The 22064-nt window shown below is 56.4% G+C and carries 20 protein-coding genes; 16 read left to right on the top strand and 4 right to left on the bottom strand.

The window, feature by feature from the left end:
• Positions 1–32 precede the first annotated feature (32 nt).
• The gene (gene metE, locus HCH49_RS21830; RefSeq protein ID WP_221703333.1) at positions 33–2294 is read left to right on the top strand and encodes a 5-methyltetrahydropteroyltriglutamate--homocysteine S-methyltransferase; all 2262 of its coding nucleotides are present in this window, start codon (positions 33–35) and stop codon (positions 2292–2294) included.
• Positions 2295–2340: 46 nt separating this feature from the next.
• On the opposite strand, the gene HCH49_RS21835 is transcribed toward metE, so the two are convergent.
• Positions 2341–3147 (bottom strand): dienelactone hydrolase family protein, encoded by an 807-nt coding sequence (locus tag HCH49_RS21835; protein ID WP_023333795.1) that lies wholly within the window; start codon positions 3145–3147, stop codon positions 2341–2343.
• Positions 3148–3402: 255 nt separating this feature from the next.
• Here HCH49_RS21835 and udp point away from each other — a divergent pair, with 255 nt between their 5' ends.
• The 9 genes from udp (at position 3403) to tatD (ending at position 11313) form a co-directional block, all read left to right on the top strand.
• Positions 3403–4164, top strand: coding sequence for a uridine phosphorylase (gene udp / locus HCH49_RS21840; RefSeq protein ID WP_003860792.1), 762 nt, complete (start codon positions 3403–3405; stop codon positions 4162–4164).
• Positions 4165–4303: 139 nt separating this feature from the next.
• Complete coding sequence (gene rmuC, locus HCH49_RS21845) at positions 4304–5761, top strand: DNA recombination protein RmuC (RefSeq protein ID WP_221703334.1); 1458 nt, start codon at positions 4304–4306, stop codon at positions 5759–5761.
• Positions 5762–5827: 66 nt separating this feature from the next.
• Positions 5828–6583: a bifunctional demethylmenaquinone methyltransferase/2-methoxy-6-polyprenyl-1,4-benzoquinol methylase UbiE gene (ubiE, locus tag HCH49_RS21850; protein ID WP_023309612.1), complete on the top strand. Its 756-nt coding sequence runs from the start codon at positions 5828–5830 to the stop codon at positions 6581–6583.
• A gap of 13 nt (positions 6584–6596) precedes the next feature.
• A complete protein-coding gene (gene ubiJ / locus HCH49_RS21855) occupies positions 6597–7202 on the top strand; it encodes a ubiquinone biosynthesis protein UbiJ (protein WP_039264246.1) in 606 nt (201 codons plus the stop codon).
• Complete coding sequence (gene ubiB / locus HCH49_RS21860) at positions 7199–8839, top strand: ubiquinone biosynthesis regulatory protein kinase UbiB (RefSeq protein ID WP_213730194.1); 1641 nt, start codon at positions 7199–7201, stop codon at positions 8837–8839. Before ubiJ ends, ubiB begins: the two co-directional genes overlap by 4 nt.
• A 76-nt stretch (positions 8840–8915) precedes the next feature.
• Positions 8916–9170: a Sec-independent protein translocase subunit TatA gene (tatA, locus tag HCH49_RS21865; protein WP_024908000.1), complete on the top strand. Its 255-nt coding sequence runs from the start codon at positions 8916–8918 to the stop codon at positions 9168–9170.
• A 3-nt stretch (positions 9171–9173) separates the two neighbouring features.
• Positions 9174–9716 carry a Sec-independent protein translocase protein TatB gene (gene tatB / locus HCH49_RS21870; protein ID WP_047059130.1) on the top strand — a complete coding sequence of 181 codons (543 nt, stop codon included), beginning with the start codon at positions 9174–9176 and terminating at the stop codon, positions 9714–9716.
• A 2-nt stretch (positions 9717–9718) separates the two neighbouring features.
• Positions 9719–10489 (top strand): Sec-independent protein translocase subunit TatC, encoded by a 771-nt coding sequence (gene tatC / locus HCH49_RS21875; protein ID WP_023309607.1) that lies wholly within the window; start codon positions 9719–9721, stop codon positions 10487–10489.
• A 41-nt stretch (positions 10490–10530) separates the two neighbouring features.
• Positions 10531–11313, top strand: a complete 783-nt coding sequence (gene tatD, locus HCH49_RS21880; RefSeq protein ID WP_221703335.1) for a 3'-5' ssDNA/RNA exonuclease TatD — start codon at positions 10531–10533, stop codon at positions 11311–11313.
• On the opposite strand, the gene rfaH is transcribed toward tatD, so the two are convergent.
• Entirely contained in the window at positions 11310–11801 is a 492-nt protein-coding gene (gene rfaH / locus HCH49_RS21885) for a transcription/translation regulatory transformer protein RfaH (protein ID WP_033146887.1), read from the bottom strand. The genes tatD and rfaH overlap by 4 nt on opposite strands.
• A 173-nt stretch (positions 11802–11974) precedes the next feature.
• On the opposite strand from rfaH, the gene ubiD reads away from it, so the two are divergent.
• Both ubiD and fre read left to right on the top strand, forming a co-directional pair.
• Complete coding sequence (ubiD, locus tag HCH49_RS21890; RefSeq protein ID WP_161496003.1) at positions 11975–13465, top strand: 4-hydroxy-3-polyprenylbenzoate decarboxylase; 1491 nt, start codon at positions 11975–11977, stop codon at positions 13463–13465.
• A 42-nt stretch (positions 13466–13507) separates the two neighbouring features.
• Entirely contained in the window at positions 13508–14209 is a 702-nt protein-coding gene (fre, locus tag HCH49_RS21895) for an NAD(P)H-flavin reductase (protein WP_008501516.1), read from the top strand.
• 182 nt (positions 14210–14391) lie between these two features.
• Here the strand turns inward: fre and fadA are convergent, their stop codons facing one another.
• Positions 14392–15555, bottom strand: coding sequence for an acetyl-CoA C-acyltransferase FadA (gene fadA, locus HCH49_RS21900; RefSeq protein ID WP_008501515.1), 1164 nt, complete (start codon positions 15553–15555; stop codon positions 14392–14394).
• 9 nt (positions 15556–15564) lie between these two features.
• The gene (gene fadB / locus HCH49_RS21905) at positions 15565–17754 is read right to left on the bottom strand and encodes a fatty acid oxidation complex subunit alpha FadB (protein ID WP_221703336.1); all 2190 of its coding nucleotides are present in this window, start codon (positions 17752–17754) and stop codon (positions 15565–15567) included.
• A gap of 190 nt (positions 17755–17944) precedes the next feature.
• Here fadB and pepQ point away from each other — a divergent pair, with 190 nt between their 5' ends.
• The 4 genes from pepQ to hemG are packed head-to-tail and all read left to right on the top strand — an operon-like array spanning position 17945 to position 21939.
• Entirely contained in the window at positions 17945–19276 is a 1332-nt protein-coding gene (pepQ, locus tag HCH49_RS21910) for a Xaa-Pro dipeptidase (RefSeq protein ID WP_221703339.1), read from the top strand.
• Positions 19276–19890: an IMPACT family protein gene (locus HCH49_RS21915; protein WP_221703337.1), complete on the top strand. Its 615-nt coding sequence runs from the start codon at positions 19276–19278 to the stop codon at positions 19888–19890. Before pepQ ends, HCH49_RS21915 begins: the two co-directional genes overlap by 1 nt.
• Positions 19891–19931: 41 nt before the next feature.
• Positions 19932–21383: a Trk system potassium transporter TrkH gene (trkH, locus tag HCH49_RS21920; protein ID WP_023309600.1), complete on the top strand. Its 1452-nt coding sequence runs from the start codon at positions 19932–19934 to the stop codon at positions 21381–21383.
• 10 nt (positions 21384–21393) lie between these two features.
• Positions 21394–21939 (top strand): menaquinone-dependent protoporphyrinogen IX dehydrogenase, encoded by a 546-nt coding sequence (gene hemG, locus HCH49_RS21925; protein ID WP_221703338.1) that lies wholly within the window; start codon positions 21394–21396, stop codon positions 21937–21939.
• Positions 21940–22064 lie beyond the last annotated feature (125 nt).

Consider the following 22064-nt stretch of genomic DNA (forward strand, 5'->3'; position numbering starts at 1 on the left):
GTCTAAATAACGAATTTCACAAGGGGCACACCATGACAATCCGCAATCACACTCTCGGTTTCCCTCGCGTCGGCCTGCGTCGCGAGCTGAAAAAAGCGCAAGAAAGCTACTGGGCGGGTAATGCCACCCGCGAAGAACTGCTGGCGGCAGGACGCGAGCTGCGCGCCCGCCACTGGGATCAGCAAAAACAGGCGGGCATTGACCTGCTGCCGGTGGGCGATTTCGCCTGGTACGACCATGTTCTGACGACCAGCCTGCTGCTTGGCAACGTGCCGGCTCGTCATCAGAACAAAGATGGATCGGTAGATATCGATACCCTGTTCCGCATCGGCCGTGGCCGCGCGCCGACGGGTGAGCCAGCGGCAGCGGCGGAAATGACCAAGTGGTTTAACACCAACTATCACTATATGGTGCCGGAGTTCGTCAAAGGTCAGCAGTTCAGGCTGGCCTGGACGCAGCTTCTGGACGAAGTGGATGAAGCGCTGGCGCTGGGCCACCAGGTGAAGCCGGTGCTGGTCGGGCCGGTAACGTACCTGTGGCTGGGCAAAGTAAAGGGCGAGCCGTTTGACCGACTCAGCCTGCTGAAGGATATTCTGCCGGTCTACAAACAGGTGCTGAGTGAGCTGGGCAAACGCGGCATTCAGTGGGTGCAAATCGACGAACCGGCGCTGGTGCTTGAGCTGCCGCAGGATTGGCTCGATGCCTTAAAACCGGCGTATGACGCGCTCACCGGTCAGGTAAAACTCCTGCTGACGACCTATTTTGAAGGCGTGACGCCGAACCTGAAGACCATTACCGCGCTGCCGGTTCAGGGCCTGCACGTTGACCTCGTACACGGTAAAGATGATGTGGCGGAGCTGCACAAGCGTTTGCCAGCGGACTGGCTGCTCTCCGCTGGTCTGATCAACGGCCGTAACGTCTGGCGCGCCGATCTCACCGAGAAATACGCGCAAATCAAAGACATCGTCGGCAAACGTGAGCTGTGGGTGGCCTCGTCCTGTTCGCTGCTGCACAGCCCGATCGATCTGAACGTAGAGACCCGTCTGGATGCCGAGGTGAAAAGCTGGTTTGCCTTCGCCCTACAAAAATGTGAAGAGCTGACGCTGCTGCGCGACGCGCTGAACAGCGGCGAAACGGCGGCGATTACCGAATGGAGCGCCCCGATCCAGGCGCGTCGTCACTCGGCGCGCGTGCACAACCCGGCGGTGGAAAAACGCCTGGCGGCCATCACCGCCCGGGACAGCCAGCGCCAGAGCCCGTACGAGGTGCGCGCCGAAGCGCAGCGCGCCCGCTTCAACCTGCCCGCGTGGCCAACAACGACGATCGGCTCTTTCCCGCAGACTACGGAGATCCGCGGCCTGCGTCTGGACTTCAAGAAGGGCAATCTGGATGCGAATCACTACCGCACCGGCATCGCGGAACACATCAAGCAGGCGATTATCGAGCAGGAACGCCTGGGGCTGGACGTGCTGGTGCACGGCGAGGCCGAGCGTAACGACATGGTGGAATACTTCGGTGAGCACCTGGACGGCTTTGTCTTTACCCAGAACGGCTGGGTGCAGAGCTACGGCTCCCGCTGCGTGAAGCCGCCGGTGGTTATCGGTGACGTCAGCCGCCCGGAAGCGATTACCGTGGAGTGGGCGAAGTATGCCCAGTCCCTGACCGATAAACCGGTAAAAGGGATGCTGACCGGTCCGGTGACCATTCTCTGCTGGTCGTTCCCGCGTGAAGACGTGACTCGTGAAACCATCGCCAAACAGATCGCCCTGGCGCTGCGTGATGAGGTGGCGGATCTGGAAGCGGCAGGCATTGGCATTATTCAGATTGACGAACCGGCCCTGCGCGAAGGCTTGCCGCTGCGCCGCAGCGACTGGGATGCCTACCTGCAGTGGGGCGTGGAGGCGTTCCGCATCAACGCCGCGGTGGCGAAGGACGACACCCAGATCCACACCCACATGTGTTACTGCGAATTCAACGACATCATGGATTCGATTGCCGCGCTGGATGCCGACGTGATCACCATCGAGACCTCGCGTTCAGACATGGAGCTGCTGGAGTCGTTTGAAGAGTTCGACTACCCGAATGAAATCGGGCCGGGCGTGTACGACATTCACTCCCCGAACGTGCCGAGCGTGGAGTGGATTGAAGCCCTGCTGAAAAAAGCGGCCCAGCGCATTCCGGCAGAGCGCCTGTGGGTGAACCCGGACTGCGGACTGAAAACCCGCGGCTGGCCGGAGACGCGCGCGGCGCTGGCGAACATGGTGAAGGCGGCGCAAAACTTGCGTCAGGCTTGATGATGCGTAGGCCCGGTAAGGCATAGCCGCCACCGGGCTTTTTTTATTACGCTTTCTTACCGCCGTACTGGCTAAACCACGCCAGCATTCTTTGCCAGCCATCTTTGGCTGATTCTGCGTGATAGCTCGGACGATAATCGGCGTTAAACGCGTGCCCGGCATCCGGATACACCACGATCTCTGCCTTCGCATTGGCCGCACGGAGCGCATGGCGCATGGTCTCTACCGAATCCAGAGAAATACCGGTGTCCTGACCGCCGTATAGCCCTAACACGGGGGCGTTTAGCTCCGTGGCGATATCGACGGGATGTTTCGGTGAATTCAGCGTTTTTTCACCCACCAGTTTGCCGTACCAGGCGACAGCGGCTTTGAGCTGCGGGTTATGCGCGGCATACAGCCAGCTAATGCGTCCACCCCAGCAGAAACCCGTGACCAGCAGACGATGCGGATCGCCGCCGTTGCGCGCCGCCCAGCTGGCGACGTGGTCGAGATCGGCCAGCACCTGCGCGTCCGGGACTTTACTGACCAGGTTGCTGAGCAGTGTTGGAATATCGCTGTAGTCGTTCGGATCGCCCTGACGGAAGTAAAGCTCTGGCGCAACGGCCAGATACCCTTCCAGCGCCAGTCGGCGGCAGAGGTCGCGAATGTGTTCGTGAACACCAAATATCTCCTGAATCACAATCACGATGGGCAGCGGACCGTCTGCCGATTTTGGCCGTGCGTGATAAGCAGGCATATTCTCCCCCTGCGAGGGAATGGAGGTCTCGCCCGCGGTAATTGCCGCTTCTGGCGTCGACACGATGGTTGAAGCATGTGGGGCCGCAGCAGGTGCAAAACCGGTTTTTTCAGTCATGGCATTCTCCGTACCAATGAGTTAGCGCAAAGGTAAATATAGACACCAGGTTAACAACTCACAGTGCCTTAAACGGTCTATCTTTTGTGCAGCACCTGGCGTTATAACTTGTTAATGTGATGTGAATCACTTTTTTATGGAAATTCAATGTAATCATTTTCATTCATGGTGAGGTGTGTCACGAAAATATGCTTACTGCTTCTGTAAAGTACCGTTTTACTTCTTCTGACTAACCGACCCACAGAGGAGTCACCTATGTCTAAGTCTGATGTTTTTCATCTCGGCCTCACCAAAAACGATTTACAAGGGGCTACGCTCGCTATCGTCCCTGGCGATCCTGAGCGTGTGGAAAAGATCGCCGCGCTGATGGATAAGCCGGTCAAGCTGGCTGCCCATCGTGAGTTCACCACCTGGCGCGCAGAGCTGGATGGCAAAGCGGTGATCGTGTGCTCTACCGGTATTGGTGGTCCGTCTACGTCTATTGCTGTTGAAGAGCTGGCACAGCTGGGCATCCGTACTTTCCTGCGTATTGGTACCACTGGCGCTATCCAGCCACACATCAACGTCGGAGACGTGCTGGTCACGACCGCGTCCGTTCGTCTGGACGGCGCAAGCCTGCATTTTGCTCCGATGGAGTTCCCGGCAGTGGCTGATTTCGAATGCACCACCGCGCTGGTTGAAGCCGCGAAATCCGTGGGCGCGACCACCCACGTGGGCGTCACCGCCTCTTCCGACACCTTCTACCCGGGCCAGGAGCGTTACGACACCTTCTCAGGCCGCGTGGTTAGCCGTTTCAAAGGCTCAATGGAAGAGTGGCAGTCCATGGGCGTGATGAACTACGAAATGGAATCCGCAACGCTGCTGACCATGTGCGCAAGCCAGGGTCTGCGTGCCGGTATGGTGGCGGGCGTTATCGTCAACCGCACCCAGCAGGAGATCCCGAACGCCGAAACCATGAAGCAGACCGAAAGTCATGCAGTGAAAATCGTGGTGGAAGCAGCGCGTCGCCTGATCTAATCCTCTCTTCTGAAATCAAAGGCCGACGCGTTCGGCCTTTATTTTTTGCGTAGCGCCTCGCAGGAAAACCCTTTCAAACTGGACGTTTATACAGCACAATTCTATTTTGTGCGGGTAATACGTTGATGCAGGGGGCATTGTGGATATCTCGATCCTGATTTACGCGGTGATTGCGCTGGTGGGCTTAGGGATTGGCTGGCTGATTTCCAGCTACCAGCATGCGCAGCAGAAGGCCGACCAGCTGGCCGAGCGAGAAGAGATGGTCGCCGATTTAAGCGCGACAAAACAGCAGCTTGCTTTGAGCGAACACTGGCGCGACGAGTGCGAACTGCTCAACAACGAGCTGCGTAACCTGCGAGACATTAACACCTCGCTGGAGGCCGATCTCCGCGAAGTCACTACCCGCCTTGAATCCACCCAGCTGCATGCGGAAGACAAAATCCGCCAGATGATCAACAGCGAGCAGCGCCTCAGCGAACAGTTTGAGAACCTCGCCAACCGAATTTTTGAGCACAGCAACCGCCGCGTTGACGAACAGAACCGCCAGAGCCTGAACAGCCTGCTGACGCCGCTGCGCGAACAGCTGGACGGTTTTCGTCGTCAGGTGCAGGACAGCTTTGGTCAGGAAGCCCGCGAGCGACACACGCTGGCGCATGAGATTCGCAATCTTCAGCAGCTGAATGCGCAAATGGCGCAGGAAGCGGTCAACCTGACCCGCGCGCTGAAAGGGGATAACAAAACCCAGGGCAACTGGGGAGAAGTGGTGCTGACCCGCGTGCTGGAGGCCTCTGGTCTGCGCGAAGGATACGAATACGAAACGCAGGTGAGTATCGAAAACGATGCCCGCTCTCGCATGCAGCCGGATGTGATTGTGCGGTTGCCGCAGGGTAAAGATGTGGTGATTGACGCCAAAATGACGCTGGTGGCGTATGAACGCTACTTTAATGCGGACGATGACTACACCCGCGAGTCTGCGCTGCAGGAGCACATTGCCTCCGTGCGTAATCATATTCGCCTGCTTGGCAGAAAAGACTACCAGCAGCTGCCGGGTCTGCGCTCGCTGGACTATGTCCTGATGTTCATCCCGGTAGAACCCGCGTTCCTGCTGGCACTCGACAGACAGCCTGAACTTATCACCGAAGCGCTCAAAAATAACATTATGCTGGTCAGCCCCACCACGCTGCTGGTGGCGTTACGCACCATTGCGAACCTGTGGCGCTATGAGCACCAGAGCCGCAACGCGCAGCAGATTGCCGATCGCGCCAGCAAGCTGTACGACAAAATGCGCCTCTTCGTGGACGACATGTCTTCAGTCGGTCAGAGCCTGGATCGTGCGCAGGATAACTACCGCCAGGCGATGAAAAAACTCGCCTCCGGACGCGGCAATCTGCTGGCACAGGCTGAATCATTCCGCAGCCTGGGGGTTGAGGTTAAACGCGAGATTAATCCGGAATTGGTCGAACAGGCCACCGCCCAGGACGACGAATTTCGCCTGCGAGAAGGTTCTGATGAACAAAATACAAACAGTGAAGACAACACGTTAGCGGCGGATTTGTCACCAGACGAGACTCCAGCGCGTTTCATTTGCGGTGGTTGAAACGTAGGGCAAACGCGCCCAATCTGTTACACTTCACGAACATTTTACTGATAAGCAGGCTCTGAGATGGCTGACGATTCACAAGACACAACGCACTTTGGCTTTCAGACTGTCGCCAAAGCGCAGAAAGCTGACATGGTGGCCCACGTATTTCATTCCGTGGCGGCGAAGTACGATGTGATGAATGACCTGATGTCGTTCGGCATTCATCGCTTGTGGAAGCGCTTCACCATTGACTGCAGCGGCGTACGTCGTGGACAAACGGTGCTGGATTTAGCCGGTGGCACGGGCGATTTAACCGCGAAATTCTCCCGTCTGGTGGGCGAAACCGGTCGCGTAGTTCTCGCCGATATTAATGACTCCATGCTGAAAATGGGACGCGAAAAGCTGCGTAACATCGGCGTGGTGGGGAATGTGGAGTATGTACAGGCAAATGCTGAAGCGCTGCCATTCCCGGACAATACTTTTGACTGCATCACGATCTCTTTCGGTCTGCGTAACGTGACCGATAAAGAAAAAGCGCTGCGCTCCATGTACCGCGTGCTGAAGCCGGGTGGACGTCTGCTGGTGCTCGAGTTCTCTAAACCGATCATTGAGCCGCTGAGCAAAGCCTACGACGCCTATTCCTTCCACGTGCTGCCGCGTATTGGTGAGCTGGTGGCTAACGACGCTGAAAGCTACCGCTATCTGGCGGAATCTATCCGTATGCACCCGGATCAGGACACATTAAAAGCCATGATGCAGGACGCGGAATTTGAGAACGTTGAATATTTCAACCTGACGGCGGGTGTCGTCGCGCTGCATCGCGGTTACAAATTCTGAGTGGAGGTGTCCCGTGCCCTTTAAACCCTTAGTCTCCGCAGGCATCGAGAATGTACTGAACGCTTTTCTGTATCGCGCCCCTGCGCTGAAAGCTGCACGTCAGCGGCTTAACGGAAAGGTATTACGTATTGTTTTAAAAGAGTTCTCGACGCCGCTTGTGCTGGTATTCAGCGAACGCCAGCTTGACGTTCTGGGGGCGTGGGAAGGTGAAGCCGACTGCTCGGTCATCACGCACATGAGCGTGCTGCCAAAACTGCGCGATCGCCAGCAATTAACGGCGCTTATCCGCAGCGGTGAGCTGGAAGTGGAAGGCGACATTCAGGTCGTGCAGAACTTCGTTGCGCTCACCGATCTGGCGGAGTTCGACCCGGCAGAGCTGCTCGCGCCTTTTATCGGCGACATTGCCGCCGAAGGCATCGGGAAAGTCCTTCATGGCGGCGCCTCCTTTGCGCGTAAAAACCTTCAGCGCCAGCAACGCTATGCGGCGGAAGTGCTGACTGAGGAGTGGCGAATGGCGCCCGGGCCACTGGAAGTTGCATGGTTTGCGGAAGAGACCGCTGCTGTTGAACGTGCGGTTGATGCGTTAACCAAACGGCTGGAAAAACTGGAGGGCAAATGACGCCTGGTGAAATTCGGCGCCTCTATTTTATTATTCGCACCTTTTTGAGCTACGGGCTCGACGAGCTTATCCCCAAAATGCGTATCACGCTGCCGCTTCGTATCTGGCGGCGGATGCTCTTCTGGATGCCCAATCGCCATAAAGGTCAACCGCTGGGTGAGCGTCTGCGCCTGGCGCTGCAGGAGCTCGGCCCGGTTTGGATTAAATTCGGACAGATGCTGTCGACCCGCCGCGATCTCTTCCCGCCTCTGATTGCCGATGAGCTTGCGATGCTGCAGGATCGCGTCGCACCGTTTGACGGCGCGCGCGCGAAAAAGCAAATTGAAGAGGCGATGGGAAATGTCCCCGTCGAGACCTGGTTTGACGATTTCGACATTAAGCCACTGGCATCGGCCTCTATCGCGCAGGTGCACACCGCGCGTCTGAAAGAAAACGGCAAAGAAGTCGTTATTAAAGTCATTCGTCCGGACATCCTGCCAGTCATCAAAGCGGACATGAAGCTGATTTATCGGCTGGCGCGCTGGGTGCCACGCCTGCTGCCGGACGGGCGTCGCCTTCGTCCACTGGAAGTGGTGCGGGAATATGAAAAAACGCTGATTGATGAGCTTAACCTGCTGCGTGAATCGGCGAATGCCATTCAGCTGCGTCGCAACTTTGAAAACAGCCCGATGCTCTATGTACCTGAAGTCTATTCTGACTACTGCAGCCAGAACATGATGGTGATGGAGCGTATCTACGGTATTCCGGTTTCGGATGTGGTGGCCCTGGAGAAACAGGGAACGAACATGAAGCTCCTGGCTGAACGTGGCGTACAGGTCTTCTTTACCCAGGTGTTCCGCGACAGCTTTTTCCATGCGGACATGCATCCGGGCAATATCTTCGTAAGCTACGAGCATCCTGAGGATCCGAAGTATATCGGTATCGACTGCGGGATTGTGGGGTCGCTGAACAAGGAAGATAAACGGTATCTGGCTGAGAACTTCATCGCGTTCTTCAACCGCGACTACCGTAAGGTGGCCGAGCTGCACGTCGATTCCGGCTGGGTGCCGCCGGACACCAACGTCGAAGAGTTCGAGTTCGCGATCCGGACCGTTTGTGAACCTATTTTTGAAAAACCGCTGGCGGAAATTTCCTTTGGGCATGTGCTGTTAAACCTGTTCAACACGGCTCGCCGCTTTAATATGGAAGTTCAGCCACAGCTAGTTTTACTCCAGAAAACATTACTTTACGTTGAGGGTGTAGGCCGACAGCTCTATCCTCAGTTAGACTTGTGGAAGACCGCGAAACCTTTCCTTGAATCCTGGATTAAGGATCAGGTTGGCATTCCGGCGCTGGTGCGCTCGCTGAAAGAGAAAGGCCCGTTCTGGATAGAAAAAATGCCTGAAATTCCTGAACTGGTTTATGACAGTTTGCGTCAGAGCAAGAACCTTCAGCACAGCATGGATAAAATCGCCCGCGAACTTCAGTCCAGCCGTGTTCGCCAGGGACAGTCACGCTATCTCTTTGGGATTGGCGCAACGCTGCTGCTGAGCGGTACGCTGCTGCTGATCAACCGTCCGGACTGGCAGATGATGCCCGCCTGGCTGATGGCTGGCGGAGTGGTAGTCTGGCTAACAGGCTGGCGAAAAACGCGCTGAGCGTGCGTCGCTATCGACGGGTCGCATACGTATAATGCGGCCTGACTCTTTAATCATCTATCCCTGAGGAACATGTATGGGTGGTATCAGTATCTGGCAATTGTTGATCATTGCCGTCATCGTCGTGCTGCTGTTTGGCACCAAAAAGCTCGGTTCTATTGGTTCCGATCTGGGCGCGTCTATCAAAGGCTTCAAGAAAGCGATGAGCGATGATGAGAGCAAGCAGGATAAAACCAGCCAGGACGCTGACTTTACTGCTAAATCCATCGCCGACAAGCAAGAAGAAGCCAAAAAGGAAGACGCTAAACGCCACGATAAAGAGCAGGTGTAAGTCGTGTTCGACATTGGTTTTAGTGAGCTCCTGCTGGTCTTTGTGATTGGCCTGATTGTGCTGGGGCCGCAGCGTCTGCCGGTGGCAGTGAAAACCGTTGCGGGCTGGGTTCGTGCGCTGAGATCGCTGGCATCGACCGTTCAGAATGAACTGGCGCAGGAACTTAAGCTGCAGGAATTTCAGGAAAGCCTGAAAAAGGTCGAGAAGGCGAGCATGGATAACCTGACGCCGGAACTGAAAGCGTCAATGGATGAGCTGCGCGAAGCGGCAGAATCGATGAAGCGCTCCTATAGCGTTAACGATCCTGAAAAAGCGAGCGATGAAGCGAACACCATCCATAACCCGGTGGTGAAGGGCAGCGAGGAGCAGCGCGAGGGCGTAACGCCTGCCAGCGCTGAACATCAGGCTGCCGCGCCAGAACAGACGCCGCAGGAAACCGAAGTGAAAAAACAGGCGCAGCCGGAAGAGCCGGTAGCAAAAACGGCGGAAGTGAAGCCCGCTGCGTCCGTTTCCGAATCATCCCCCTCGTCGAGTGATAAAGCGTAAACATGGCAGTAGATGATACTCAACCGCTGATTACGCACCTCATTGAGCTGCGTAAGCGCCTGTTAAACTGCATTATTGCGGTTTTACTTATATTCCTGTGCCTGGTCTATTTTGCCAACGATATCTATCAGGTGGTCTCTGCGCCGCTGATCAAGCAGATGCCGCTGGGCGCAACGATGATTGCAACAGACGTTGCTTCGCCGTTCTTTACCCCCATCAAGCTGACCTTCTGGGTGTCGTTGATTGCTTCTGCACCTGTCATTCTTTACCAGGTGTGGGCGTTTGTGGCGCCCGCGCTGTATAAGCATGAACGCAAGCTGGTGATCCCGCTGCTGGTGTCCAGCTCGCTGCTGTTCTATATCGGCATGGCGTTTGCCTATTTCGTTGTCTTCCCGCTGGCCTTCGGCTTCCTGACGCATACCGCGCCGGAAGGGGTCCAGGTGTCGACGGATATCGCCAGCTACCTCAGCTTTGTGATGGCGCTGTTTATGGCGTTTGGCGTGGCATTCGAAGTGCCGGTGGCTATTGTGCTGCTCTGCTGGGTAGGAGTAACGACCCCGGATGACCTGCGTAAGAAGCGTCCGTATATCCTTGTGGGCGCATTTGTTGTTGGCATGCTGCTGACACCGCCGGATGTGTTCTCGCAGACGCTGCTGGCCATACCGATGTACTGTCTGTTTGAGGTCGGCGTTTTCTTCTCGCGTTTCTACGTGGGTAAAGGACGTCGAGCGGATGACGAAGACGATACGTCCGACAAGACCACTGAAGAGTAAAACCAGCCGCCCGTCAGGGCGGTTGTTATATGGGGATTTGCATGTTTGATATCGGACTCAACCTGACCAGCTCGCAGTTTGCGAAAGATCGTGATGAGGTGGTTGCGCGCGCTTTTGCCGCCGGGGTGAAAGGACTGCTGCTGACGGGCACCAACCTGCATGAGAGCGAGCAGGCGCAGCAGCTGGCGCAACGATACGATCGCTGTTGGTCTACTGCTGGCGTGCATCCTCACGACAGCAGCCAGTGGACCGCGGAAAGTGACGACATCCTGTACAGGCTGGCGAAGACGCCAGACGTTGTGGCGATCGGCGAATGCGGTCTCGATTTCAACCGTAACTTTTCCACGCCTGAAGAGCAGGAAAAGGCGTTTACTGCCCAGCTTGCGCTGGCGGCAGAGCTTGGAATGCCCGTATTTATGCACTGCCGCGACGCGCATGAGCGTTTCCTGGCACTTCTGGATCCGTGGCTGGAGAAACTGCCCGGCGCGGTATTGCACTGTTTCACCGGTTCACGGCAGGAAGCGCTGGATTGCCTGGCGCGAGGGCTTTATCTGGGTATTACCGGCTGGGTGTGCGATGAGCGTCGCGGGCTTGAACTTCGTGAGCTATTGCCGGTAATCCCGGCTGACCGGCTGCTCCTCGAAACCGATGCGCCTTATCTGCTACCGCGCGACATGAAACCCAAACCGGCATCGCGGCGAAATGAGCCCGCGTATCTGGGGCACATTGTTGAGAGCGTCGCGAAGTGGCGCGGAGAGGATCCGCACTGGCTTTCGGCGCAGACGGATGACAACGTGCGTAATCTGTTCGGGATAAACGTTTAAAGCTTGCGGAAGTCGGTGTTTTTAACGCTCTGCAGCACCTGCTTGTTCAGCAGATTGAGCAACAGCATAGAGCGCGCTTCCCCGTCCGGCTCGGCAAAAATCGCCTGCAGGCCTTCGAAAGCGCCTTCGGTAATCACGACGCTATCGCCGCTGTAAGGGGTTTCGGGGTCGGTGATCCCTTCAGGTTGTTGATAAATTGACAGCTGATGAATGACCGTCGACGGAACCGTTGCCGGGTGGGCACCAAAACGAACGAAGTGGCTGACGCCGCGCGTTGCGCTGATGGTGGTGGTGTGGATGACTTCCGGGTCGAACTCCACAAACAGGTAGTTCGGGAACAACGGCTCACTGACGGTTGTGCGCTTCCCGCGCTGCATTTTTTCAAGCGTGATCACGGGTGTCAGGCAATTTACAGACTGACGTTCAAGATGTTCCTGCGCGCGCTGAAGTTGCCCGCGTTTGCAATACAGTAAATACCAGGCCTGCATAATCACTCTTTCCCTTAGTTCGGGGCGCAAGCATATCAAAACCCTGGCGGGATCGCTAAGTTGATTATAATGGGGGAAAATGGAACAGAACGCATAAGTTCACGCTTATTTAACAAAATTACAGCATCAAGCAGGCTTACGCCGTATAATGAAGCGCTTACAGAGAGGCCATGATTAACTGCATGAAATACCACGATCTCCGCGACTTCCTGACGCTGCTGGAAAAGCAGGGTGAACTCAAACGTATTACACTTCCTGTCGATCCTTATCTGGAGATGACAGAAATTGCTGACCGCACCCTGCGTGCCGGTGGCCCCGCATTACTGTTTGAAAATCCGAAAGGTTACTCCATGCCGGTGCTGTGCAACCTGTTTGGTACACCGCGTCGTGTTGCACTGGGAATGGGGCAGGAAGACGTCTCTGCGCTGCGTGAAGTCGGTAAACTGCTGGCGTTTCTGAAAGAGCCGGAGCCACCGAAAGGCTTCCGCGATCTGTTCGACAAGCTGCCGCAGTTTAAGCAGGTGCTGAACATGCCCACCAAACGCCTGCGCGGTGCGCCGTGCCAGCAGAAAGTGCTCGAAGGCGATGCGGTTGATCTGACTAAAATCCCCATCATGCAGTGCTGGCCTGAAGATGCCGCTCCGCTTATCACCTGGGGGCTGACCGTTACGCGCGGCCCGCACAAAGAGCGGCAAAACCTCGGTATTTACCGCCAGCAGTTGATTGGCAAGAATAAACTCATCATGCGCTGGCTGTCGCATCGCGGCGGCGCGCTGGATTTCCAGGAGTGGTGCGCTGCGCATCCGGGGGAGCGTTTCCCGGTGTCTGTCGCCTTAGGCGCCGATCCGGCCACCATTCTGGGAGCCGTCACGCCGGTGCCGGATACGCTCTCTGAATATGCATTTGCAGGCCTGCTGCGCGGAACGAAAACCGAAGTCGTGAAGTGTATCTCTAACGATCTCGAAGTTCCGGCCAGTGCGGAAATTGTGCTGGAAGGTTACCTTGAGCAGGGTGAAATGGCGCCAGAAGGCCCTTACGGCGACCACACCGGCTATTACAACGAAGTGGATAACTTCCCTGTGTTTACCGTGACGCACATTACGCAGCGTGAAGATGCGATTTATCACTCCACGTATACCGGACGTCCACCGGATGAACCGGCGGTGCTGGGCGTGGCGCTGAATGAAGTGTTTGTGCCGATCCTGCAAAAGCAGTTCCCGGAAATTGTTGATTTTTATCTGCCGCCTGAAGGATGCTCGTATCGCATGGCGGTGGTCACGATGAAGAAGCAGTATCCTGGTCATGCTAAACGCGTAATGATGGGCGTATGGTCTTTCCTGCGCCAGTTTATGTATACCAAATTTGTTATTGTCTGCGATGATGACGTTAACGCCCGCGACTGGAATGACGTAATCTGGGCCATTACCACGCGAATGGACCCGGCGCGCGATACGGTGTTAGTCGAAAACACGCCGATAGATTACCTGGATTTTGCCTCGCCGGTTTCCGGCCTTGGCTCAAAGATGGGACTGGATGCCACAAATAAATGGCCTGGCGAAACCGACCGTGAATGGGGTCGCCCGATCAAAAAAGATCCTGCAGTGACCGCGCGAATTGACGCGATCTGGGACGAGCTGGCCATAATGAATAACGGTAAACCCTGAGCTAACCGTTAAGCCCTATAGACTTCCCGACAGAGAGAGCGAATGACAACCTTAAGCTGTAAAGTGACCTCGGTAGATGCCATCACCGACACCGTATATCGCGTCCGTTTAGTGCCTGAAGCGCCATTCTCTTTCCGCGCGGGTCAGTACCTGATGGTTGTGATGGATGAGCGTGATAAGCGTCCTTTCTCTATGGCCTCAACGCCAGCGGAGCAGGAATTTATTGAGCTTCATATTGGTGCGTCAGAGCTTAACCTGTATGCGATGGCGGTGATGGATCGGATCCTGAAGGAACGTGAAATCGTGGTGGATATTCCGCACGGTGATGCGTGGCTGCGCGATGACGAAGACCGTCCGCTGATCCTGATCGCGGGTGGTACGGGCTTCTCGTACGTGCGCTCTATTCTGTTGACCGCACTGGCGCGTAACCCTGACCGCGACATCACCATTTACTGGGGTGGCCGCGAAGAGAAACATTTGTACGACCTGTCTGAGCTGGAAGCGCTGAGCGTAACCCATCCTAACCTGCGCATTGAGCCGGTAGTTGAGCAGCCGGAAGAGGGCTGGCGTGGTCGTAGCGGGACGGTGCTGACGGCGGTACTGCAGGATCACGGCACGCTGGCAGGGCACGATATCTACATTGCTGGCCGTTTTGAGATGGCGAAAATTGCCCGCGACCTGTTCTGCAACGAACGTGACGCGCGTGAAGACCGCCTGTTTGGCGATGCGTTTGCCTTCATTTAAATAAAAAACCCGCCCCTGACAGGCGGGAAGAACGGCAACTAAACTGTCTCTCTTCGCCAATGACGCCATAACTGCGTTGGCTGCGCTCGTTCACCCGAATCACTTACTTGAGTAAGCTCATCGGGATTCGCTCGCTTGCCGCCTTGTTCTGGCGCCATTGGCTTTGAGATACTTTTCCTGATTTACACTCTCTCAAACACCGTCGCGATACCCTGACCCAGCCCGATACACATCGTTGCCAGACCAAACTGGGCATCTTTGCGTTCCATCAGGTTGATAAGCGTCGTGCTGATACGCGCCCCGGAGCAGCCCAGCGGGTGGCCGAGGGCGATCGCGCCGCCGTTGAGGTTAATCTTCTCGTCGATCTGCTCCATCAGCCCCAGATCTTTAATGCACGGCAGGATCTGCGCGGCGAACGCTTCGTTCATTTCAAACAGGTCGATGTCGCTGGCGGTTAATCCCGCTTTTTTCAGCGCCAGCTTCGAGGCCGGAACCGGGCCGTAACCCATGATTGAAGGATCGCAGCCCACGACCGCCATCGAACGTACCCGTGCGCGAGGCGTTAAGCCCAGCTCGCGGGCACGGCTTTCGCTCATCACCAGCATCGCGGCGGCACCGTCGGACAGCGCCGACGAAGTACCTGCCGTTACCGTACCGGTGACCGGATCAAACGCAGGGCGCAGGGTAGAAAGCGCTTCTACGGTGGTTTCCGGGCGGATGACTTCGTCGTAGCTGAACTGCTTCAGTACGCCGTCTGCGTCGTGGCCGCCGGTCGGGATGATCTCATTCTTAAAGGCACCGGACTGCGTCGCCGCCCATGCGCGAGCGTGAGAGCGCGCGGCAAAGGCATCCTGCATTTCACGGCTGATGCCGTGCAGACGAGAGAGCATCTCGGCGGTCAGGCCCATCATCCCCGCGGCTTTCGCCACGTTACGGCTCATGCCTGGGTGGAAATCGACCCCGTGGCTCATCGGCACGTGGCCCATGTGCTCAACGCCGCCCACCAGGCAGGCCTGCGCATCGCCGGTCATGATCATGCGCGCCGCGTCGTGCAGCGCCTGCATTGACGAACCGCACAGACGGTTCACGGTGACGGCCGGAACCGAGTGCGGGATCTCCGCCAGCAGCGACGCGTTACGGGCGATGTTGAAACCTTGCTCCAGGGTCTGCTGCACGCAGCCCCAGTAGATATCGTCCAGCGCAGCAGGATCCAGCGCTGGGTTACGCGCCAGCAGGCTACGCATCAGATGCGCGGAGAGGTCTTCCGCACGCACGTTACGGAATGCACCGCCTTTAGAACGGCCCATCGGGGTGCGAATCGCATCAACAATGACAACCTTTTCCATTGTGACTCCTTAAGCCGTTTTCAGCTCGCCAACCGGACGGGCTGGCTCAACTGCTGGATAGTAGGGTTCGTTATGGCGCGCTTTGTTACGCAGCCCTTCCGGCACCTCATAAAGCGGGCCGAGGTGCTGATACTGCTGAGCCATATCGAGATAGCGGGCGCTGCCGAGCGTGTCCAGCCAGCGGAACGCGCCGCCGTGGAACGGAGGGAAGCCCAGGCCGTACACCAGCGCCATGTCGGCTTCTGCCGGGCTGGCGATGATGCCTTCTTCGAGGCAACGCACCACTTCGTTGATCATCGGGATCATCATGCGGGCGATGATTTCATCGTCGGTGAAGTCGCGTTTTGGCTGGCTAACGTTGGCCAGCAGGCCATCCACCACGGCATCTTCTTCTTTCTTCGGTTTGCCTTTGTTGTCTTCTTTATAGCGCCAGAAGCCCAGGCCGTTTTTCTGGCCGAAGCGGTTAGCGTCGAACAGAGCGTCAATGGCGTCGCGATAATCTTTCTGCATACGCTGCGGGAAGCCTGCCGCCATCACCGCCTGAGCGTGGTGAGCGGTATCAATGCCGACCACGTCCAGCAGATACGCCGGGCCCATTGGCCAGCCGAACTGTTTCTCCATCACTTTATCGATTTTGCGGAAGTCCGCACCGTCGCGCAGCAGCTGGCTGAAGCCGGCGAAGTAAGGGAACAGCACGCGGTTGACGAAGAAGCCCGGGCAGTCGTTAACAACGATCGGCGTTTTGCCCATCTTGCTGGCCCATGCCACCACTTTAGCGATGGTTTCGTCAGAGGTTTTTTCCCCGCGGATCACTTCGACCAGCGGCATACGGTGTACCGGGTTGAAGAAGTGCATCCCGCAGAAGTTTTCCGGACGCTTCAACACGCTCGCCAGTTCGCTGATTGGAATGGTGGAGGTGTTAGAGGCCAGCACGGTCTCAGGACGAACTTTATCTTCCGTTTCTGCCAGCACCGCTTTTTTGACTTTCGGGTTCTCGACGACGGCTTCGACTACTACGTCCACACGGTCGAAACCGCTGTATTCCAGCACGGGCTGAATGGTGGAGATCACGCCTGCAAGCTTCAGCCCGTCAATTTTTCCGCGCTCCAGCTGTTTATTCAGCAGCTTGGCCGCTTCGGTCATGCCCAGCGTCAGGGATTTCTCGCTGATGTCTTTCATCACTACCGGCACGCCTTTCCACGCGGACTGGTAAGCGATACCGCCACCCATAATGCCGGCGCCGAGTACCGCCGCATGTTTTGGCGTCTCAACGTTTTTGGTCAGCTGCTTGGCTTTACCCTTCACGAACTGATCGTTGAGGAAGATACCGACCAGCGCGCGAGCTTCATTGGTGTGCGCCAGCGGGACAAAGCTCTGATTTTCGAGCTTCAGCGCTTCATCGCGTCCGAGACGAGCAGCCGCTTCAATGGTTTTCACCGCCGTGATCGGCGCCGGGTAGTGTTTACCCGCCGTCTGCATCACCATGCCTTTGGCGATGGTGAAGCTCATGGTGGCTTCAATCTTGCTGAGTTTTAACGGCTCCAGCTTCGGCTGGCGTTTGGCTTTCCAGTCGAGATCGCCGTTAATGGCCTGACGCAGAATGGCGAGTGCGCCTTCAACCAGTTTCTCTGGCTTCACGACGCCGTCGACCAGGCCGATTTTCTGCGCCTGTTCTGCGCCGACGTCTTTACCTGCGGCAATGATCTCCAGCGCGCTGTCGGCACCCAGCATGCGCGGCATACGCACGGAGCCGCCAAAGCCCGGCATGATGCCCAGCCTGGTTTCCGGCAGGCCGATGCGCAGGTCCGGCGTCGCCAGACGGTAGTCGGTCGCGAGTACGCATTCGCAGCCGCCGCCCAGCGCGTAGCCGTTAACGGCGGAAATGGTCGGGACAGGCAGATCTTCCAGACGATTAAAGACGCTGTTGGCAAAGTGCAGCCACTGGCTCAGCTGTTCTTCCGGGACCAGGAACAGCGAAAGAAACTCGGTGATATCGGCACCGACAATAAAGGCCGCTTTGTTCGAACGCAGCAGCAGCCCTTTTAATTCAGGTTGTTTTTCAAGAACATCCAGCGCCTGGCCAAGACTGGCCACCGTCGCGGTATCAAGCTTGTTCACTGAGCCGGGAGCATCGAACACCAGTTCGGCAATGCCATCTTCCAGCCAGTTGAGGTACAGGGTGTCGCCTTTGTAGAGCATGTCAGTCTCCTGAATCCAGCAATTGGATCTGGTCATACCAGATGAATCGGAGTGTGGGATTTATGTTAATAAAATGCAAATTACTCATTAAGAAAATGCTGCATTGATCACGGTCGGTGGAAATCACGCAGCCGGAGTGAGGTGTGCTAAGATGCGATGACTTGAGGTCAAAAAAACGAAAGGAAGAATGATGGACTCACTGGCTTCGCTTTATAAAAATCATATCGTTACCCTACAGGAACGTACCCGCGATGTACTGGCCCGCTTTAAGCTGGATGCGCTGCTGATCCACTCCGGCGAGCTGATGAATACCTTTCTGGATGACCACGCTTATCCGTTTAAGGTGAACCCGCAGTTTAAAGCCTGGGTGCCGGTGACTCAGGTTCCAAATTGCTGGCTGCTGGTGGATGGCGTGAACAAGCCGAAGCTGTGGTTCTACCTGCCGGTCGATTACTGGCACAACGTAGAACCGCTGCCGACCTCTTTCTGGACGGAAGAGATTGATGTGATTGCACTGCCGAAAGCGGACAGCATTGGCAGCCAGCTGCCTGCCGCGCGGGGCAACATCGCCTATATTGGACCTGTTCCGGAGCGTGCGCTGGGTCTGGATATTCCGGCAGACAAACTCAATCCGAAAGGGGTGCTGGATTACCTGCACTATTACCGCGCGTATAAAACCGACTACGAACTTTACTGCATGCGTGAAGCGCAAAAAACGGCGGTGAATGGCCACCGTGCCGCGCACGAAGCGTTCCAGTCGGGGATGAGCGAGTTCGACATCAATCAGGCCTATCTGACCGCGACAGGCCACCGTGATACCGACGTGCCGTACAGCAATATCGTCGCGCTGAATGAGCACGCGTCCGTGCTTCACTACACCAAGCTGGATCACCACGTGCCGTCGGAGATGCGCAGCTTCCTGCTTGACGCAGGCGCCGAGTACAACGGTTACGCGGCCGACCTGACCCGTACCTGGGCGGCGAATGCGGATACCGATTTCGCGCAGCTGATTAAAGACGTGAACGATGAACAGCTGGCGCTGATTGGCACCATGAAGGCCGGAACCAGCTATGTGGATTACCACATCCAGTTCCATCAGCGCATCGCAAAACTGCTGCGTAAACATCAGATTGTGAAAGACATGAGCGAAGAAGCGATGGTCGAGAACGATCTGACCGGGCCATTCATGCCGCACGGTATCGGCCACCCGCTGGGCCTGCAGGTTCACGACGTTGCGGGCTTTATGCAGGATGACACCGGCACGCACCTGGCGGCACCGTCTAAATATCCTTACCTGCGCTGCACCCGTATTCTGGAGCCGCGTATGGTGCTGACGATTGAACCGGGGATCTACTTTATCGAATCCCTGCTGGCGCCGTGGCGTGAAGGTCAGTTCAGCAAACACTTCAACTGGGAAAAAATTGACGCGCTGAAGCCGTTTGGCGGTATTCGCATCGAAGATAACGTAGTGGTTCACGAAAACGGTATCGAGAATATGACGCGAGACCTGAAGCTGGCCTGATGGAAAGCTGGCTGATACCGGCTGAACCGGTCACCTTTGTTGAGGAAATCAAGAAAAGCCGCTTTATTACGCTGCTGGCGCATACCGACGGCGTAGAGGCGGCAAAGGCGTTTGTCGAATCCGTTCGGGCTGAGCATCCTGACGCGCGTCACCACTGCGTGGCGTGGGTGGCAGGACCGCCAGACGATTCGCAACAGCTGGGGTTTTCCGACGACGGTGAACCGGCGGGCACGGCCGGTAAACCCATGCTTTCGCAGCTTATGGGCAGCGGCGTGGGTGAAATTACCGCCGTGGTGGTGCGCTACTACGGCGGCATCCTGTTAGGCACGGGTGGGCTGGTAAAAGCCTATGGCGGGGGAGTTCAGCAGGCGCTGAATATGCTCACAACTACCCGCAAAACGCCGCTCACCGAATATACTTTACTGTGCGATTACGCCCAGTTATCCGGCATCGAGGCGCTGCTGAGGCAGTTTAACGGCGTGATTGCGCACAGTGATTACCAGGCAATGGTGCAATTACGCGTGGCGCTTCCGCAGGCGGAGCTGGCTGCTTTTTCAGCAAAACTGGCTGATTTTAGTCGTGGTTTGTTGCAATTGCTGCCGATTGAAGAATAATCCCCACCTCACTTTTTTGAATACCAAAGGAAGCGGCAGAGATGCATTTTCGTGCCATAACCCGAATCGTTGGACTGCTGGTCATACTTTTTTCCGGGACGATGATTCTCCCAGGACTGGTGGCGCTTATCTACCGGGACGGCGCGGGGCGGGCATTTACCCAAACCTTCTTTGTCGCGCTGGCGATCGGCTCGCTGCTATGGTGGCCAAACCGTCGTCAGAAAGGTGAACTGAAATCTCGCGAAGGATTTTTGATTGTGGTCCTGTTCTGGACGGTGCTGGGGAGCGTCGGTTCGCTGCCCTTTATCTTCTCTGAACAGCCTAACCTGAGCATTACGGATGCCTTTTTTGAATCGTTCTCCGGTTTAACAACCACCGGGGCGACGACGCTGGTGGGGCTGGATTCACTCCCGCACGCCATTCTCTTTTATCGTCAGATGCTGCAGTGGTTCGGGGGGATGGGGATCATCGTCCTGGCAGTGGCTATTCTTCCTATTCTGGGCGTTGGCGGCATGCAGCTTTATCGCGCCGAAATGCCCGGGCCGCTGAAAGATAATAAAATGCGCCCGCGTATTGCCGAGACGGCGAAAACCCTCTGGCTTATCTATGTCTTACTGACGGTGGCCTGTGCGCTGGCGCTATGGTTTGCCGGGATGCCCGCTTTCGACGCCATCGGACACAGCTTTGCGACGATCGCTATCGGCGGGTTCTCCACCCATGATGCCAGCGTCGGCTACTTCGACAGTCCAACGATTAACACCATTATTGCCATTTTCCTGCTGATTTCAGGCTGTAACTATGGCCTGCACTTTTCTTTACTGAGCGGGCGCAGCCTGAAAGTGTACTGGCGTGACCCGGAGTTCCGCATGTTCATTGGCGTCCAGCTTACGCTGGTGATCATCTGTACCCTGGTGCTGTGGTTCCATGATGTCTACAACTCCGCGCTGACCACGCTAAATCAGGCGTTCTTCCAGGTGGTATCGATGGCGACGACCGCCGGGTTTACCACGGACAGCATCGCGCGCTGGCCGCTGTTCCTGCCGGTGCTGCTGTTATGCTCGGCATTTATTGGGGGCTGTGCGGGTTCTACGGGCGGTGGCCTGAAGGTAATTCGTATTCTGCTGCTGTTTAAGCAGGGGAACCGTGAGCTGAAGCGCCTGGTCCACCCGAACGCGGTTTACAGCATTAAGCTGGGGAACCGCGCGCTGCCGGAACGTATCCTCGAAGCGGTGTGGGGATTCTTCTCGGCGTATGCGCTGGTCTTTATCGTCAGTATGCTGGCGATTATCGCGACGGGGGTGGATGATTTTTCCGCCTTTGCGTCCGTCGTAGCAACATTGAATAACCTCGGGCCCGGCCTGGGCGTTGTGGCGGATAACTTTGCCAGCATGAACCCGGTCGCGAAATGGATCCTCATCGCCAATATGCTGTTTGGTCGTCTTGAGGTCTTTACGCTGCTGGTGCTGTTCACCCCTACATTCTGGCGCGAGTAAGGAGCCGTTGATGAAAACATTGATTCTTTTCTCTACGCGAGACGGGCAAACGCGTGAGATTGCCGCCTGTCTGGCGTCGGAATTAAAAGAGCTGGGTATTTACTCGGATGTGGTGAACCTGAACCGTGCGAAGCAGATAGCCTGGCAGGAGTACGATCGCGTGGTGATTGGCGCGTCAATTCGTTACGGGCATTTCCATCCGGCGCTGGATCGCTTTGTGAAAAAGCACACGGCGGTGCTCAACAAATTGCCCGGTGCGTTTTATTCGGTCAACCTGGTCGCACGTAAAGCCGAGAAGCGTACGCCGCAGACCAACAGCTACACGCGCAAGTTTTTACTCAGCTCGCCGTGGCAGCCAGACCTGTGCGCCGTCTTTGCCGGCGCGCTGCGCTACCCTCGCTACCGCTGGTATGACCGCTTTATGATCCGCCTGATTATGAAGATGACCGGGGGTGAAACCGATACGCGTAAAGAAGTGGTTTATACCGACTGGTCGCAGGTGGCCAGTTTTGCGCGGGAAATCGCACATTTAACGGGCGATTCGCGACATAAATAAGCGTTAAGTTTGAAAAGTGAGCGAACGAAAAGTTTTTTGTATTTTATGCTTGTCACGTCGGAATAACTCCCTATAATGCGCCTCCACTGACACGGAACAACGGCACACACGCCGCCGGGTCAGCA

Source organism: Enterobacter sp. Y17, from assembly GCF_019730495.1.
Lineage (GTDB): Bacteria > Pseudomonadota > Gammaproteobacteria > Enterobacterales > Enterobacteriaceae > Enterobacter > Enterobacter asburiae_B.